Genomic DNA, 16,914 nt, shown 5'->3' with positions numbered 1-16,914 from the left:
AGATGGGTCTGGAGGAACAACTGCCCAGCGGTCTGCTGCTGTCCACCGTCGAATCGTTGGCGGGCTATTTCCGCACCGGTTCGCTGTGGCCGGCGACGTTCGGCTTGGCGTGTTGCGCGATCGAGATGATGTCGACGATGGCGCCCGACTACGACCTGTCGCGCTTCGGCATGGAGGTCTTCCGTGCCTCGCCGCGTCAAGCAGACCTGATGATCGTGGCCGGCCGGGTCAGCCAGAAGATGGCCCCGGTGCTGCGTCAGATCTACGACCAGATGGTCGAGCCGAAGTGGGTGCTGTCGATGGGGGTGTGCGCCTCCTCGGGCGGGATGTTCAACAACTACGCGATCGTGCAGGGTGTGGACCATGTCGTCCCGGTCGACATCTATCTGCCGGGCTGTCCGCCGCGCCCGGAGATGCTGATGTACGCCATCCTCAAGCTGCACGAAAAGATCCGGGAGACGCCGTTGGGGGTCAACCGGGAACGCGCGATCGCCGAAACCGAGCAAGCGGCACTGTCCGCCCCGTCCACATGGCAGATGAAGGGATTGTTGCGGTGAGTCGCCCCGACGAGCCCGGCATCGACACGGACGCGACCCGCGGCGCGGAGAGCGGCGAGGTGATCGGGGTGCGTCGCGGCATGTTCGGTGTCGCCGACACTCCTGACACGTCCGGCTACGGCAAACTGGTCCGCGAGATCGAATTCCCCGGGCGAAGCCCGCGGCCCTACGGCGGCTACTTCGACGAGGTGGTCGATGGCCTGGCAGACGCCCTGCAGCGCAACGACGTCCACCTCGATGACGCCGTCGAGATGGTCGTGGTCTACCGCGGTGAGCTCACCCTCTACGTCTTCCGGGAACACCTGGTGACGGTGGCCCGGCTGCTGCGCGACGAACCGGACCTGCGGTTCGAGTTGAGCCTGGGGGTCTCCGGGGTGCACTACCCGGAGGATCCCGACCGGGAGCTGCACGCGGTGTATCCGCTGAAGTCGATCACCCACAATCGGCGTATCCGCTTGGAAGTCGTTGCCCCCGACAACGATCCTCACATCCCGTCGCTGTTCTCGATCTACCCGACCTGCGACTGGCACGAGCGGGAGACCTATGACTTCTTCGGCATCGTCTTCGACGGCCACCCGTCGCTGACGCGTATCGAGATGCCCGACGACTGGCAGGGCCACCCGCAGCGCAAGGACTACCCGCTCGGCGGGATCCCGGTGGAGTACAAGGGCGCGCAGATCCCGCCGCCCGACCAGCGGAGGGCCTACACGTGACGACCCGTCCCACCACCGGCTCCCCCCAGCCCACCGGCGAGACCGTGCTCAGCGTCGGCGGGCAGGACTGGGACGAGATCGTTGAGATCGCCCAGTCCGCCGACCCCGGTGAGCGCCTCGTGGTCAACATGGGGCCGCAGCATCCCTCCACCCACGGGGTGCTGCGGCTGATCCTGGAACTGGAAGGCGAAACGGTCACCGAGGCCCGCTGCGGGATCGGCTATCTGCACACCGGGATCGAGAAGAACCTCGAGTACCGCTACTGGACCCAGGGGGTCACGTTCGTGACCCGCATGGACTATCTGTCGCCGTTCTTCAACGAGGTGGCGTTCTGCCTGGGGGTGGAGAAGCTGCTCGGCATCACCGAGGAGATCCCCCCGAGAGTCAACGTGATCCGGGTGCTGATGATGGAGCTCAACCGGATCTCGTCGCATCTGGTGGCGATCGCGACCGGCGGCATGGAGCTGGGTGCCCTCAGCGCGATGCTCTACGGCTTCCGGGAACGCGAGCTCGTCCTCGACATCTTCGAGACCATCACCGGGCTGCGGATGAATCATCAATACGTCCGGCCCGGCGGGGTCGCCCAGGATCTGCCCGAGGAGGCCTATCCGCAGATCCGAGATTTCCTCACCCTGATGCCCCAGCGACTCAACGACATCGACGACCTGCTGACCGAGAACTACATCTGGAAAGCCCGCACCAAGGGGGTCGGCTACCTCGACCTGACCGGGTGCATGGCGCTGGGTATCACCGGTCCGGTGCTGCGCTCCACCGGGCTGCCACACGATCTGCGCCGCGACGAACCGTACTGCGGTTACGACGATTACGAGTTCGATGTGATCACCGACGACGGCTGTGACGCCTACGGCCGCTACCTGATCCGGATCAAGGAGATGACCGAATCACTCAAGATCGTCGAACAGTGCCTGGACAAACTGCAGACCATGGGGCCCGGGCCGGTGATGGTCGAGGACCGCAAGATCGCCTGGCCCGCGGACCTCAAACTCGGTCCCGACGGTCTGGGCAACTCCCCCGAGCACATCGGATGGATCATGGGTCACTCGATGGAGGGGCTGATCCACCATTTCAAACGGGTCACCGAGGACCTGTGGGTCCCGCCGGGGCAGTGCTACACCTCGGTGGAATCCCCGCGCGGCGAACTCGGCGTGCACATGGTCTCCGCCGGCGGCACCCGGCCGTACCGGGTGCACTACCGCGACCCGTCGTTCACCAACCTGCAGGCGGTGGCCGCGATGTGTGAGGGCGGGCTGGTCGCCGACGTGATCGCCGCGGTCGCCAGCATCGACCCGGTCATGGGTGGTGTGGACCGGTGAGCACCACCGACGGCACCCCCACGAACAAGACCGGCCGCGGTCGGCTGATGCCACCGACTGCGGGCACCGGCGGCGAGCGCGTCTTCGTGCAACTCGGCCCCCCACCGAGCGAGCCGAACCAGTTCAATTATCCCGACGCCCCGAAAACCTATCCGCCGCAGGTGCGGGAGCGACTCGCGGCCGACGCCGCCGAGATCATCGCCCGCTACCCGAAACCCAAATCGGCGATCCTGTCGCTGCTGCACCTGGTCCAGGGCGAGGACACCTACCTGACCCCCGCGGGCCTGGGGTTCGTCGCCGAGGTGCTGAACCTGACCGGTGCCGAGGTCGCCGCGGTCGCATCGTTCTACTCGATGTACCGGCGCGCCCCCACCGGGGACTACCTGGTCGGGGTCTGCACCAACACCCTCTGCGCCGTGATGGGCGGTGACGCGATCCTGCAGGCCCTCAAAGAGCACCTCGACATCGACGACGAGGAGACCACCGCCGACGGCGCGGTCACGCTGTGCCCGGTCGAATGCAACGCGGCCTGCGACTACGCCCCGGTGGTGATGGTCAACTGGGAGTTCTTCGACAACCAGACCCCACAGTCGGCGCGCGACCTCGTCGACGCACTGCGCAGCGGTCAGCCGGTCAACCCCACCCGCGGCCAGCCGCTGTGCCGGTTCCGCGACACCCAGCGCCAACTCGCCGGCTTCCCCGACGAACGCCCCGACCACGGGCAGGGCGGCGCCGGGGCGGCGACCGTGGCCGGGCTGGCCGAGGCACGCCGCCGCGACATGGCCGCACCGCCATCCTCGGCGATCTCCCCGGAGGAGCGGCGATGGCGTACCTGACCCCGCTGACCCCCGTACTCAGCCGGTACTGGGATGAACCCGAGTCGTGGACGCTGGAAACCTACCGGCGCCACGACGGCTACCGCGGGCTGACCGCCGCGCTCGCGATGGAGCCCGACGCCGTCATCGAGATGATCAAGCAATCCGGGCTGCGTGGACGCGGCGGGGCCGGCTTCTCCACCGGAACCAAGTGGTCGTTCGTCCCGCAAGACGCCGACGGCCCCGGCGCCAAACCGCACTATCTGCTGGTCAACGCCGACGAATCCGAGCCGGGCACCTGCAAGGACATGCCGCTGCTGCTGGCCAGCCCGCACACGCTGATCGAGGGGATCATCGTGTGCTGCTACGCGATCCGGGCGCGGCGCGCCTTCATCTATGTGCGCGGCGAGGTGCTGCCGATCCTGCGCCGGGTGCACGCTGCGGTGGCCGAGGCCTACGACGCCGGGTATCTCGGCGAGAACATCGGCGGCTCCGGGTTCAGCCTGGACGTCACCGTGCACGCCGGGGCAGGCGCCTACATCTGCGGTGAGGAGACCGCCCTGATCGACTCGCTGGAGGGCAACCGCGGTCAGCCCCGTCTGCGTCCGCCGTTCCCCGCGGTCGCCGGCCTCTACGGCTGCCCCACTGTGGTCAACAACGTGGAGTCGATCGCCAGCGTGCCGGCGATCATGCTCAACGGCGTCGACTGGTTCCGGTCGATGGGCAGCGACAAATCCCCGGGTTTCACGCTGTATTCACTCTCCGGGCACGTCACCCGGCCCGGCCAGTACGAGGCACCGTTGGGTATCACGCTGCGCGAGTTGCTCGAATACGCCGGCGGGGTCCGCAACGGGCACCGATTGAAATTCTGGACCCCGGGCGGGTCGTCGACCCCACTGCTCACCGAGGAGCACCTCGATGTGCCGCTGGACTACGAGGGCATGGCTTCGGCCGGGTCGATGCTGGGCACCAAGGCTCTTCAGATCTTCGACGAGACCACCTGCGTGGTACGCGCGGCGCGGCGCTGGTCGCAGTTCTACAAGCACGAATCGTGCGGCAAATGCACTCCCTGCCGAGAGGGCACCTACTGGCTGGTGCCGATCTATGAACGACTGGAGACCGGCCGCGGCACCCGCGAAGACCTCGACACCCTGCTCGACATCGCCGACGTGCTGTTCGGAAAGTCGTTCTGCGCGTTGGGTGACGGCGCGGCCATGCCGGTGCAGTCCTCGATCCGGTACTTCCGTGACGAATACATCGCCCACGTCGAGCAGGGCGGCTGCCCCTTCGACCCGGCGGCGAGCATGTTCGTACCCGAGCACGGAGCGCAAGGAGGCCCGCCGTGACACGGTCGGAGAAACCGGAGATGGTGACGTTCACCATCGACGACCAGAAGGTGACCGTGCCCAAGGGCACGCTGATCATCCGCGCCGCCGAGCAGATCGGCATCGAGATCCCCCGCTTCTGCGACCATCCGCTGCTGGACCCGGTGGCCTGGTGTCGTCAGTGCCTCGTCGAGGTCGAGGGTCAACGCAAACCGCAACCGTCGTGCGCGGTGGCCGGCGCCGACGGGATGGTGGTGCGCACTCAGCGCACCTCACCGGAGGCCGACCGCGCCCAGAACCTGGTGATGGAACTGCTGCTGATCAACCACCCGCTGGACTGCCCCACCTGCGACAAAGGTGGGGAATGCCCCCTGCAGAACCAGGCGATGACCCACGGGCGCACCGAAACCCGGTTCGAGGAGGCGAAACGGGTCTACCCCAAACCGATCAACATCTCCTCGCAGGTGCTGTTGGACCGCGACCGCTGCATCCTGTGCGCACGATGCACCCGATTCGCCAACGAGATCGCCGGCGATGTGTTCATCGAGATGATGAACCGCGGTGCGCTGCAACAGGTCGGCATCTACGAGGACGAGCCGTTCGACTCGTACTTCTCCGGCAACACGGTGCAGATCTGCCCGGTGGGGGCGCTGACCGGGTCGTCGTACCGGTTCCGCGCCCGCCCGTTCGACCTGGTGTCCACCCCGAGCATCTGTGAGCACTGCGCGTCAGGATGCGCCCAGCGCACCGATCACCGCCGCGGCAAGGTGATGCGCCGGATGGCCGGGGACGACCCGGAGGTCAACGAGGAGTGGAACTGCGACAAGGGCCGGTGGGCATTCACCTACGCCACCCAGCGTGACCGGATCACCACCCCACTGATCCGCGACGACGACGGCGCGCTGATCCCGACGTCGTGGCCCAATGCGCTGGCGGTGACCGCCCGCGCTTTGGCCGCGGCCCGCGGCGCCGCCGGTGTGCTGGTCGGGGGACGCCTCACCGTCGAAGACGCCTACGGCTACGCGAAGTTCGCCCGCACGGCGCTTCGCAGCGACGACATCGACTTCCGGGCCCGGCCGCACTCGGCGGAAGAGGCCGCGTTCCTGGCCGCCCACGTCGCCGGCACTGCGGTGGGGGTCACCTACCACGACCTGGAGGCAGCGCCGGTGGTGCTGCTGGCCGGTTTCGAACCGGAGGAAGAATCACCGATCGTCTTTCTGCGACTGCGTAAAGCGGCCCGCAAACACCACACCCGCGTTTTCTCTCTCGCGCCGTTCGCCGACCGCGGGACCGACAAGATGTTCGCCACGTGCCTGCCGACCGCGCCCGGCGCCGAGGCGGCCGTTCTCACCGCGATCCGCACCGGCGGGCACCACGGTGAGCTCGCCGAGCTGCTGAGCCGGCCCGGGGCGGTGATCCTGGTCGGGGAACGGTTGGCCACCGCCCCCGGGGCCCTGACGGCCGCGGCTGCCCTTGCCGACGCCACCGGCGCACGGGTGGCGTGGGTGCCCCGGCGCGCCGGCGAGCGGGCGGCCCTCGACGCCGGGGCGCTGGCCGGTTTGCTCCCCGGGGGACGTCCGCTCACCGACCCCGACGCCCGCGCCGAGCTGTGCCGGCTGTGGCGCCTCGCCGACCTGCCCACCGCACCCGGTCGCGACACGGCGGCGATCCTGGCGGGCGCCACCGACGCCACGCTGAGCGCCCTGCTGGTCGCCGGCGTGGAACCCGCCGACCTGCCCGATCCGGCCGCGGCCCTCGCGGCCCTGGACGCGGTGGATTTCCTGGTCAGCGTCGAACTGCGGCACAGCGCGGTCACCGAGCGCGCCGACGTGGTGTTCCCGGTGGCCGCTGCCGCGGAGAAGGCCGGAACCTTTATCAACTGGGAGGGCCGCCACCGGCGCTTCGACGTCACGTTGCGCGACACCGGCGCCCTCTCCGACCTGCGGGTGCTCGACGCTTTGGCCGCCGAGATGGGGGTGGAACTGGGGCTTCCCGGAGTCGCCGCGGCGCGCGGCGAACTCGACCAGCTCAACGCGTGGACCGGGACACGCGGGGCCGGTCCGACCGAGCCCGCCGCCCCGGCACCCGAACCGGGCCGCGGCGAGGCCGTGCTCGCCGGGTGGCGGATGCTGCTCGACGCCGGGCGCATGCAGGACGGCGAACCGCACCTTGCGGGCACGGCGCGTGCCCCGGTGGTGCGCCTCGATCAACAGACCGCAGCCGAGATCGGCGCCGCCGACGGCGAGCAGGTCACCGTGGCCACCGAGCGCGGAGCGATCACGTTGCCACTGTGTGTCACCGCCATGCCGCCGCGAGTGGTGTGGCTGCCGATGAACTCCGCCGGCTCACCGATGCATGACCGTCTCGGGGTCACCACCGGCGCGGTGGTGCGCATCGAGCGGGGGGCACAGCCATGACCGGGTTCGGCAACGACGTGTGGTGGCTGATCGTCGCCAAAGCGGTGGCCGTCTTCGTCTATCTGCTGCTGACGGTGCTGTTCGCCATCGTCATCGAACGAAAAGTTCTCGGCCACATGCAGATGCGACCCGGGCCCAACCGTGTCGGACCGAAAGGCTGGCTGCAGAGCCTCGCCGACGGCATCAAACTCGCCCTCAAGGAGGGCATCATCCCCACCGACGTCGACAAGGTGATCTACACCCTGGCGCCGTGCATCACGGTGGTCCCGGCGATCACCGCGTTCGCGGTGATCCCGTTCGGGCCGGAGGTGAGCGTGTTCGGCCACCGCACGGCGCTGCAGCTGACCGACCTGCCGATCGCGGTGCTGTTCATCCTCGCGATGTCCTCGATCGGGGTGTACGGGATCATCCTGGCCGGCTGGTCGTCGGGTTCGACCTATCCGCTGCTCGGCGGGATCCGTTCGACCGCACAGGTGATCTCCTACGAGGTGGCGATGGGCCTGGCGTTCGCCGCGGTGTTCCTCTACGCCGGGACCATGTCCACCTCGGGAATCGTTGCCGCCCAGGACCGGATGTGGTTCGCGTTTCTGCTGTTGCCGTCGTTCTTCGTCTACGTCACCGCGGTGGTCGGCGAGACCAACCGCGCTCCGTTCGACCTGCCCGAGGCCGAGGGCGAACTCGTCGGCGGTTTCCACACCGAGTACTCCTCGCTGAAGTTCGCCATGTTCTTCCTCGGCGAGTACATCAACATGACCACGGTCTCGGCGCTGGCGGTCACGTTGTTCATGGGCGGCTGGCATGCCCCGTGGCCGTTCAACATGATCGACGGCGCCAACACCGGCTGGTGGCCGGTGCTGTGGTTCACCGCCAAGGTGTGGGGATTTCTGTTCCTCTACATCTGGCTGCGCGCCACCCTGCCGCGACTGCGCTACGACCAGTTCATGGCCCTGGGCTGGAAAATCCTCATCCCGCAGGCACTGCTGTGGGTGCTGGTCGCCGCGGCCATCCGCAGCCTGCGCAACGACGGCTTCGCGCACTGGGAGCTCACCTTGGTGGTGATCAGCGCGGTCACCGCGGCGGGTCTGCTGGGGTTCTTGCACCACCGGTTCGCCACCGCGCGCGGCTATCCCACCGCTTCGCCGCCGGCACCGGGCACCACCGCCGGCGCCTACCCCATCCCGCCGCTGCCGGCGCACGACGCCGCCGGCCGGCAGGCCAGCAAGGAGGAGATCCATGGCTAGTGTCAAAGGTGCTCTCAACGCCCTGGCCGGGTTCGGGGTCACGCTGAGGACGATGTTCAAAAAGCCGATCAACGACGGCTACCCGGAAACCAAAAAACCTACCGCGCAACGCTTCCACGGACGCCACCGGCTCAACCGTCACCCGGACGGGTTGGAGAAGTGCATCGGCTGCGAACTGTGCGCCTGGGCCTGCCCGGCCGACGCCATCTATGTGGAGGCCGCCGACAACACCGACGAGGAGCGCTACTCCCCCGGCGAACGCTACGGCCGGGTCTACCAGATCAACTATCTGCGCTGCATCGGCTGCGGTTACTGCATCGAGGCGTGCCCGACGCGGGCACTGACGATGACCAACGACTACGAGATCGCCGCGGACAACCGCGCCGACATGATCTGGGAACGTGACCAACTGCTGGCGCCGCTGGAACCGGGGATGACCGCTCCGCCGCATGCGATGCCGCCAGGGGCCACCGACAAGGACTACTACCTGGGCAATGTCACCGCCGACGGGCTGCGCGACAACCCGGATCTGTTCGCGCTGCTGGATCGAGCGAAACAGGGCAAAGCATGACGGTCCCCACGTTGATCACCGGCTCGGCCGGGCCGGTCGCCGACACGCTGGCGCGCACCAGCACCGGTGAGGCGGTGGTGTTCTGGCTGCTCGGCGTCGTCGCGGTGATCGGCGCACTCGGGGTGGTGATGGCCAACAAAGCGGTGTACTCGGCATTGTTCCTGGCGATGACGATGCTGTCGCTGGCGGTGTTCTATTTCCTGCAGGACGCCATGTTCCTCGGCGTGGTGCAGATCGTGGTCTACACCGGGGCGGTGATGATGCTGTTCCTGTTCGTGATGATGCTGATCGGGGTGGATTCCCGCGAATCGCTGGTGGAGACTCTGCGCGGGCAACGAATCGCCGGACTCGCCGCCGGGCTCGGGTTCGGGGTGCTGCTGATCGGGGCGATCGGTGCTGCCGCCGCCGCACCGGCGTCGGTCACCGCGACCGCCGGTCCGGCACCGGGAACCGACGGCAACGTCGAAGGGCTCGCGGCCTTGATCTTCACCCGCTACCTGTGGGCGTTCGAATTGACCGGGGCACTGTTGGTCACCGCGGTGCTCGCCGCGATGGTGCTGGCCCACCGGGAGCGGCTCACCGCGCGCCCCACCCAACGGGAGCTGTCGATCCGTCGCTTCGCCCACGGTGGCCACCCCACCCCGATGCCGACACCGGGGGTCTATGCCCGCCACAACGCCGTCGACGTCGCTGCGCTGCTGCCCGACGGATCGTTCTCGGAGCTGTCGGTGCCGCGGTTGCTGCATCAACGCACCGTCGGCCACACCGGAAACGCCACCCGCAGCGACCAGCAGGGGGCCCAGCAGTGAATCCCGACAACTACCTGTACCTCTCGGCGCTGCTGTTCACCATCGGCGCAGCCGGGGTCTTGTTGAGACGCAACGCGATCGTCATGTTCATGTGCATCGAGCTGATGCTCAACGCCGCCAACCTGGCGTTGGTGACATTCTCGCGCACCCACGGCCAGCTCGACGGCCAGATGGTGGCGTTCTTCACGATGGTGGTGGCTGCCTGTGAGGTGGTGGTCGGGTTGGCGATCATCATGACGATCTTCCGTGCCCGCAGATCGGCTTCGGTCGATGACGTGAACCTACTCAAGGGCTGACCGCGCATATGACACATCTGAGTTGGCTGCTGGTGGCGCTGCCCACCGCGGGGGCGTTCGGCCTGCTGGTCGGTGGCCGCCGCACCGACCGGTGGGGGCACCTGGCCGGCTGTGCCACCGTGCTCGGTTCGTTCGGCCTCGCGGTGGCGCTGTTGATCGAGCTGGCTGGCCGCCCCGCCGGGGACCGGCAGATCCATCCGCACCTGTTCTCCTGGGTCCCGGTCGCCGACCTGCAGGTCGACTTCGGTGTGCTCGTCGACCCGCTGTCGATCTGCTTCGTGCTGTTGATCACCGGGGTCGGGGCGCTGATCCACATCTATTCCATCGGGTACATGGCCGACGACCCGGACCGGCGACGGTTCTTCGCCTACCTGAACCTGTTCGTCGCCGCGATGTTGCTGCTGGTGGTCGCCGACAACTATCTGGTGCTCTACCTCGGGTGGGAGGGCGTCGGGCTGGCCTCCTACCTGCTGATCGGTTTCTGGTATCAACGTCCCACCGCCGCGGCCGCCGGGAAGAAGGCGTTCGTGTCCAACCGGGTCGGCGACTTCGGGCTGTCGCTGGCGATGTTCGCGATGTTCGCCAGTTTCGGCACGCTCTCCTACGAGGGTGTGTTCACCGCCGCCGACACCGCCTCGCAGGGCATGCTCACCGCGATCGGATTGCTGCTGCTGCTCGGCGCGTGCGCCAAATCAGCGCAGATACCGGTGCAGGCCTGGTTGTTCGACGCGATGGAGGGCCCCACACCGGTGTCGGCGCTGATCCACGCCGCCACCATGGTCACCGCCGGGGTGTATCTGATCGTGCGCTCCGGCCCGCTGTTCGACCTGTCCGCCGACGCGCGATCGGCGGTGGTGATCGTCGGTGCGGCCACCCTGCTGTTCGGGGCGGTGATCGGCTGCGCCAAAGACGACATCAAACGGGCCCTGGCCGCCTCCACGATCAGCCAGATCGGCTACATGGTGCTCGCCGCCGGGCTGGGCGCCGCCGGCTACGCGTTCGCGATCCTGCACCTGCTGACCCACGGCTTCTTCAAGGCCGGACTGTTCCTCGGCTCGGGGGCGGTGATGCACGGCATGAACGACGAGCAGGACATGCGCCGCTACGGCGCGCTGCGCGCCTTTATGCCGATCACCTACCTCACGTTCGGCATGTGTTACCTGGCGATCATCGGGGTGCCGCCGTTCGCCGGGTTCTTCTCCAAGGACGCCATCATCGAGGCCGCGCTGGGATCCGGTGGGGTGCGCGGGATGACGTTGGCCGCCGTCGCGGTTCTCGGCGCCGGGATCACCGCGTTCTACATGACCCGGGTGATGGTGATGACGTTCTTCGGAGAGCGCCGGTGGGCAGCCGACGAATCCGAGGTGACCGCGCAGCGCGCGGTGCAGCATCCGCACGAGGCGCCGGCGGTGATGACCGGGCCGATGATCGTGCTGGCCGGCGGGGCGCTGTTCGCCGGGGTCGTCTTGGCGTTCGGGAGGCTGGAGCGGTGGCTGGCCCCGGTCGTCGGCCCCGGCCACCTCGAGTCGACCCACGCTGTGCCCGCGTGGGTGAGCGCATCGGTGACCTTCGCGGTGGTGCTCGTCGGTGTCGCTGTGGCCTACGCGATGTATGCCCGTCGCCCGGTGCCGGCCACCGCCCCCACCGACGTGTCGGCGTTGACGGCGGCGGCCCGCCGCGACCTGTACGGCGACGCGGTCAACGAGGGGCTGTTCATGCGTCCCGGTGACCGGACGGCGCGCGCCCTGGCCTACGTCGACGACGTCGGCGTGGACGGCTCGGTCGATGCGCTGGCCGCCGGGGTGCGTCGTGCTTCCGGGGCGCTGCGCGCGGTGCAGACCGGGTTCGCCCGCAGCTACGCACTGATGATGTTGGCCGGAGCGGTGCTGCTGGTCGCGGTGGTCTTGGTGGTGCAACGATGATGGGGATTCCGTGGCTGTCCGCACTGTGGCTCCTTCCGGTCGCCGGCGCGGTGGTGGTGATCCTTTTGCCGGCCGCCGCACCGAAGCCGGCGAAGGTGGTCGGGCTGGGTGTGAGTCTGGCGGTGCTGGCTCTCGCGGTGGTGATCACCGTCGGGTTCGACACCTCCGGCTCCGCGGCGCCCTACCAGTTCGTCGAATCCCATTCCTGGATCCCGGCGTTCGGCGCTGGATACACCCTCGGGGTCGACGGCATCGCGGTGGTGCTGGTGTTGCTGACCGCACTGCTGGTCCCGATTCTGATTCTCGCCGGATGGAACGACGGGGGAACCCGAAGCCGCGGTGTGCACGCCTACGTCGCGCTGACGTTGACCGTCGAGTCGATGGTGCTGATCTCGCTGGTCTCCCTCGACGTGCTGCTGTTCTACGTGTTCTTCGAAGCGATGCTGATCCCGATGTACTTCCTCATCGGAGGATTCGGTCACGGGCGCAACCGCTCGCAGGCGGCGTTGAAATTCCTGCTGTACAACCTGTTCGGCGGGTTGATCATGCTGGCCGCGGTCATCGGGGTGTACGTGGTGACCGCGCAGCACGGCACCGGCACCTTCGATTTCCGGGCGGCGGTGGCGTTGTTCTCCCCCGACTCCGGTGTCGTCGACCCGGGGGTGCTCAAGGCGCTGTTCTTGGGATTCATGTTCGCGTTCGCGATCAAGGCCCCCCTGTGGCCGTTTCACCGGTGGCTGCCCGACGCGGCGGTGGAGGCCACCCCGGCCAGCGCGGTGCTGATGATGGCGGTGATGGACAAGGTCGGGACCTTCGGGATGCTGCGCTACTGTCTGCAGCTCTTCCCCGACGCGTCCACCTACTTCCGTCCCGCGATCATCGTGTTGGCGGTCGTCGGGGTCGTCTACGGCGCGATGGTCGCGATCGGTCAGACCGACATCATGCGGTTGATCGCCTACACCTCGATCTCGCACTTCGGATTCATCATCCTGGGGATCTTCGTGATGACCTCCCAGGGTCAGAGCGGGTCGACGCTGTACATGTTCAACCACGGGCTGTCGACCGCGGCGGTGTTCCTCATCGCCGGCTTCCTCATCGCCCAGCACGGCAGCCGCCGGATCGCCGACTACGGCGGCGTGCAGAAGGTCGCCCCGGTGCTCGCCGGCACCTTCCTGGTCGCCGCGATGGCCACCCTGTCGCTGCCCGGGCTGGCACCGTTCATCAGTGAATTCCTGGTGTTGATCGGCACATTCAACCGGTATTGGCTGGCCGCGGTGATCGGCACGACCGCACTGGTGCTCTCCTCGATCTACATGCTCTGGCTGTATCAGCGGGTGATGACCGGACCGGTGGCCCACGGCAACGACCGCCTGCGCGACCTGGTACCGCGCGAGGTCGTCGTCGTCGCCCCCCTGATCGCGCTGCTGCTGTTTTTGGGTTTCTATCCCAAACCGGTTCTCGACATCATCAACCCGGCCGTCGGACACACCATGACCACGATCGGTCAGCACGATCCGGCGCCGCACAACGCGGAGGGACCGGTGCCGTGACCGCTATGCCCACTCCGAGCATCGAATACACCCTGGTGTTTCCGCTGCTGATCGTCTTCGGCGCCGCGGTGGCCGGCATCGTGGTCGAGGCCTTCGTGTCGCGGGCGTGGCGCTACCGCGTGCAGGTCGGCTTGACGCTGAGCGCCTTGGCGGCCGCGTTTGTCGGTGTCGTCGTGGTAGCCAATCACACTGGGCCCCAAGGGCGCACCGCAGTGGTCGGAGCCCTCGCCGTGGATCGTCCTGTGCTGCTGGTGCAGGGAACGGTGCTGTTGGTGGCGCTGATGGCGGTGATGTTCATCGCCGAACGCACCCTGGCCGCACCACGCGCCGAGGCGCAGACGCGGTTGGCGAGCGTGGCCGCCGGACTTGACTCGTTCACCCCACAGGGCTCGGCCATTCCCGACGGCGCGGTCGAACGCCAGGCGTTGCGCGCCGGCGCCATGCAGACCGAGGTGTTCCCGCTGACGTTGCTCGCGGTGGGCGGCATGCTGGTGTTCCCCGCCGCCAACGACCTGCTGACGATGTTCATCGGTCTTGAGGTGCTCTCGCTGCCGCTGTATCTGCTGTGCGGCCTGGCCCGGCACCGTCGCCTGCTCTCCCAGGAGGCGGCGATGAAATACTTTCTGCTCGGCGCGTTCTCCTCGGCGTTCTTCCTCTACGGCGCCGCCCTGCTCTACGGGGCCACCGGCACCCTGTCGCTGGCCGGCATCGCCGATCACCTGGGCACCCACCGCGTCGGCTCCCTGGCGCTGGTGGGTGCCGCACTGGTCGCGATGGGGTTGTTGTTCAAGGTCGGCGCGGTGCCGTTCCATTCCTGGATCCCGGATGTCTACGTCGGTGCGCCCACCCCGATCACCGGGTTCATGGCCTCGGCGACCAAGGTCGCCGCGTTCGGTGCGCTGCTGCGGTTCGTCTATGTCGCCCTGCCGCCACTGCAGGCCCAGTGGCGCCCGGTGTTGTGGCTGGTGGCGATTCTGACCATGGCGGTCGCGACGGTCGCGGCGGTCAGCCAGAGCGACGTCAAACGGATGCTGGCCTATTCGTCGGTCTCCCACGTCGGTTTCATCCTCACCGGTGTTCTGGCCGCCGTCCCCGCCGCGGTGTCCTCGACGATCTTCTATCTGATCGCCTACAGCTTCTCCACCGTCGGAGCGTTCGCGATCCTGGCGCTGGTGCGCGGCGCCGACGGCGTCGAGGACGCCGGCATGGCGCACTGGGCCGGGCTGGGCCGACGCTCGCCGCTGGTCGGGGTGATGTTTTCGCTGTTCCTGTTGGCGTTTGCCGGTATCCCGTTGACCAGCGGGTTCACCAGTAAGTTCGCCGTGTTCGCCGCCGCCGCCGAAGGGGGCGCGGTTCCGCTGGTGATCGTCGGGGTGATCGCCAGTGGGGTGGCCGCCTACTTCTACGTGCGGGTGATCTTGCTGATGTTCTTCACCGAACCCACCGACGACACTCCCGACGTCGCGGTGCCCGGAGCGTTGGGCAAGGCCGCGATCGCGGTGTGCGCAGCGGTTACCGTGCTGTTGGGGGTTCTGCCCCAGCCCCTTTTCGATCTGGTGAACGCGGCAACGCAGTTCGTGCGCTGACCGCTGCCGCCCGACGCGCACTACGCGCGTCACCGATGAGACCGTCACCGATGAGGAGGACACGTGTTTCCGGGAACCCACGCAGCCACTGACCCGCACCGCCCCGCGGTGCTCATGGCCGGCTCGCGCCAGGTCTTGACCTACGGGGAGCTCGAGGAGCGTTCGGCGCAGCTGGCCGCCGCGCTGCGCGCCCAAGGGCTGGTCCGCGGGGACGTGATTGCCGTGCTCGCCGATAACACCCCGGAGGTGTTCGTCATCTACTGGGCCGCCATGCGCTCCGGGCTCTACATCACCGCGATCAACCGGCATCTGAGCCCGGCCGAAGTCGCCCATATCGTGACCGACAGCGACACCCGGGTGCTGTTCGTCTCCGGCGGGCTCGCCGATCTGGGCCAGCGACTGCTCGATGAGCTGCCCGATACGGTGCAGCGCTACGGCTTCGGCGCTGCGATGGTCGGCTATCCGTCGTATCAGGAGCTGCTCGACGCGTCGGTACCGCCGCTCGACGACCAGCCCCGCGGCGCGGACATGCTGTATTCCTCGGGCACCACCGGCCGCCCGAAAGGCATCAAACCGCCGCTGCCCGACGCCCAGGTCGACGAGCCGGGCGAAGCGCTGATCACCTTGATGCAGGGTTTGTTCGGGATCACCGCAGAGACCGTCTATCTGTCTCCGGCGCCGATCTATCACGCGGCGCCGCTGCGGTGGTGTGCCGGCGTGCAGGCTCTGGGCGGCACCGTCATCCTGATGGAGAAATTCGACCCGGAGGCGACACTGGCGACCATCGAACGCCACCGGGTCACCGTCACCCAGATGGTGCCGACCATGTTCGTACGCCTGCTGCAGCTGCCCGAAGACGTCAAAACCCGCTACGACCACAGCTCGCTGCAGGCGGTGGTGCATGCTGCCGCACCATGTCCTCCCGAAGTCAAAGACGCCATGATCGCTTGGTGGGGGCCGATTCTCGTCGAGTACTACAGCTCCACCGAGGCGCACGGGCTGACGTTCATGACCGCGCCGGAGTGGGAACGCAAACGCGGCTCGGTGGGGCGCTCGGTGCTCGGCACGATCCACATCTGCGATGACGACGGCCGCGAGCTTCCGATCGGGGAGGTCGGCACGGTGTTCTTCGAACGCGAGGCGATGCCGTTCACCTACCACAACGATCCGCAGAAAACCCGTGCCGCTCAACACCGCGACCATCCGACCTGGACGACGGTCGGCGACCTGGGTTACGTCGACGACGACGGGTATCTGTTCCTCACCGACCGCAAGTCGTTCATGATCATCTCCGGTGGGGTCAACATCTACCCGCAGGAGATCGAAAACGTGCTCGCACTGCACCCGGCCGTCTTCGACGTCGCCGTGATCGGCGTGCCCGACCCCGAGATGGGCGAACAGGTCAAGGCGGTGGTGCAGGTGCGCGACGGTGTGAGCGCCGACGCCGCGCTGGCCGACGCGCTCATCGACTATGTGCGCGAACGCATCGCCCACTACAAGGCGCCGCGCTCGGTGGATTTCGTCGATGCGTTGCCCCGCACCCCGACCGGCAAGCTGGTCAAAGGTGATCTGCGGGCACGCTACAGCGACTGACTCCTCGCGCCGGACCGGATCGGAGCACGCCAGCCCCCCAGTTCGGTGGTGAGGCTCAGTGTTTGCCGATATTTGTGAGTCCCGACCTGGTAATCGGATTGGCAATCGGGCTCTACGCCACCAACCTGGGTCTGCGGGTTCTGATCCGTGATGGTTGTTGATTGTGGAGTATCCGGCCGTGGTTG

At 67.8% G+C, this 16,914-nt stretch carries 14 protein-coding genes; all 14 read left to right on the top strand.

What is annotated here, in order from left to right:
• Positions 1 to 2 precede the first annotated feature (2 nt).
• A complete protein-coding gene (locus tag B8W67_RS10110) occupies positions 3 to 557 on the top strand; it encodes a NuoB/complex I 20 kDa subunit family protein (RefSeq protein WP_069393725.1) in 555 nt (184 codons plus the stop codon).
• Positions 530 to 1,270: an NADH-quinone oxidoreductase subunit C gene (locus B8W67_RS10105; RefSeq protein ID WP_084229050.1), complete on the top strand. Its 741-nt coding sequence runs from the start codon at positions 530 to 532 to the stop codon at positions 1,268 to 1,270. Before B8W67_RS10110 ends, B8W67_RS10105 begins: the two co-directional genes overlap by 28 nt.
• A complete protein-coding gene (gene nuoD / locus B8W67_RS10100; RefSeq protein ID WP_069393723.1) occupies positions 1,267 to 2,604 on the top strand; it encodes an NADH dehydrogenase (quinone) subunit D in 1,338 nt (445 codons plus the stop codon). The genes B8W67_RS10105 and nuoD overlap by 4 nt, the downstream gene beginning before the upstream one ends.
• A gap of 47 nt (positions 2,605 to 2,651) precedes the next feature.
• Positions 2,652 to 3,440 (top strand): NADH-quinone oxidoreductase subunit NuoE, encoded by a 789-nt coding sequence (gene nuoE / locus B8W67_RS10095; RefSeq protein WP_069393742.1) that lies wholly within the window; start codon positions 2,652 to 2,654, stop codon positions 3,438 to 3,440.
• Positions 3,428 to 4,765, top strand: coding sequence for an NADH-quinone oxidoreductase subunit NuoF (gene nuoF, locus B8W67_RS10090; RefSeq protein ID WP_069393722.1), 1,338 nt, complete (start codon positions 3,428 to 3,430; stop codon positions 4,763 to 4,765). Before nuoE ends, nuoF begins: the two co-directional genes overlap by 13 nt.
• 20 nt (positions 4,766 to 4,785) lie before the next feature.
• Positions 4,786 to 7,161 (top strand): NADH-quinone oxidoreductase subunit G, encoded by a 2,376-nt coding sequence (locus tag B8W67_RS10085; protein WP_085303882.1) that lies wholly within the window; start codon positions 4,786 to 4,788, stop codon positions 7,159 to 7,161.
• Complete coding sequence (gene nuoH / locus B8W67_RS10080) at positions 7,158 to 8,402, top strand: NADH-quinone oxidoreductase subunit NuoH (protein WP_085303827.1); 1,245 nt, start codon at positions 7,158 to 7,160, stop codon at positions 8,400 to 8,402. The genes B8W67_RS10085 and nuoH overlap by 4 nt, the downstream gene beginning before the upstream one ends.
• Complete coding sequence (gene nuoI / locus B8W67_RS10075; protein WP_069393720.1) at positions 8,395 to 8,973, top strand: NADH-quinone oxidoreductase subunit NuoI; 579 nt, start codon at positions 8,395 to 8,397, stop codon at positions 8,971 to 8,973. The genes nuoH and nuoI overlap by 8 nt, the downstream gene beginning before the upstream one ends.
• Positions 8,970 to 9,782: an NADH-quinone oxidoreductase subunit J gene (locus tag B8W67_RS10070; protein WP_085303825.1), complete on the top strand. Its 813-nt coding sequence runs from the start codon at positions 8,970 to 8,972 to the stop codon at positions 9,780 to 9,782. The genes nuoI and B8W67_RS10070 overlap by 4 nt, the downstream gene beginning before the upstream one ends.
• Entirely contained in the window at positions 9,779 to 10,078 is a 300-nt protein-coding gene (nuoK, locus tag B8W67_RS10065) for an NADH-quinone oxidoreductase subunit NuoK (protein ID WP_069393718.1), read from the top strand. Before B8W67_RS10070 ends, nuoK begins: the two co-directional genes overlap by 4 nt.
• 8 nt (positions 10,079 to 10,086) lie before the next feature.
• On the top strand, positions 10,087 to 12,000 hold the full coding sequence (gene nuoL, locus B8W67_RS10060; protein ID WP_085303823.1) for an NADH-quinone oxidoreductase subunit L: 1,914 nt from the start codon (positions 10,087 to 10,089) through the stop codon (positions 11,998 to 12,000).
• The gene (locus B8W67_RS10055; protein ID WP_069393716.1) at positions 11,997 to 13,550 is read left to right on the top strand and encodes an NADH-quinone oxidoreductase subunit M; all 1,554 of its coding nucleotides are present in this window, start codon (positions 11,997 to 11,999) and stop codon (positions 13,548 to 13,550) included. Before nuoL ends, B8W67_RS10055 begins: the two co-directional genes overlap by 4 nt.
• Before the next feature lie 5 nt (positions 13,551 to 13,555).
• Positions 13,556 to 15,136 (top strand): NADH-quinone oxidoreductase subunit NuoN, encoded by a 1,581-nt coding sequence (gene nuoN / locus B8W67_RS10050; RefSeq protein ID WP_085303821.1) that lies wholly within the window; start codon positions 13,556 to 13,558, stop codon positions 15,134 to 15,136.
• A gap of 63 nt (positions 15,137 to 15,199) precedes the next feature.
• Positions 15,200 to 16,729: an acyl-CoA synthetase gene (locus B8W67_RS10045; RefSeq protein ID WP_084229049.1), complete on the top strand. Its 1,530-nt coding sequence runs from the start codon at positions 15,200 to 15,202 to the stop codon at positions 16,727 to 16,729.
• Positions 16,730 to 16,914 lie beyond the last annotated feature (185 nt).

Origin of the sequence: Mycolicibacillus koreensis, assembly GCF_002104795.1 — a bacterium.
GTDB classification, from domain to species: domain Bacteria; phylum Actinomycetota; class Actinomycetes; order Mycobacteriales; family Mycobacteriaceae; genus Mycobacterium; species Mycobacterium koreense.
Note: the sequence above shows the minus strand (reverse complement) of the source record. Positions and strands in the feature narration are given on the sequence as shown.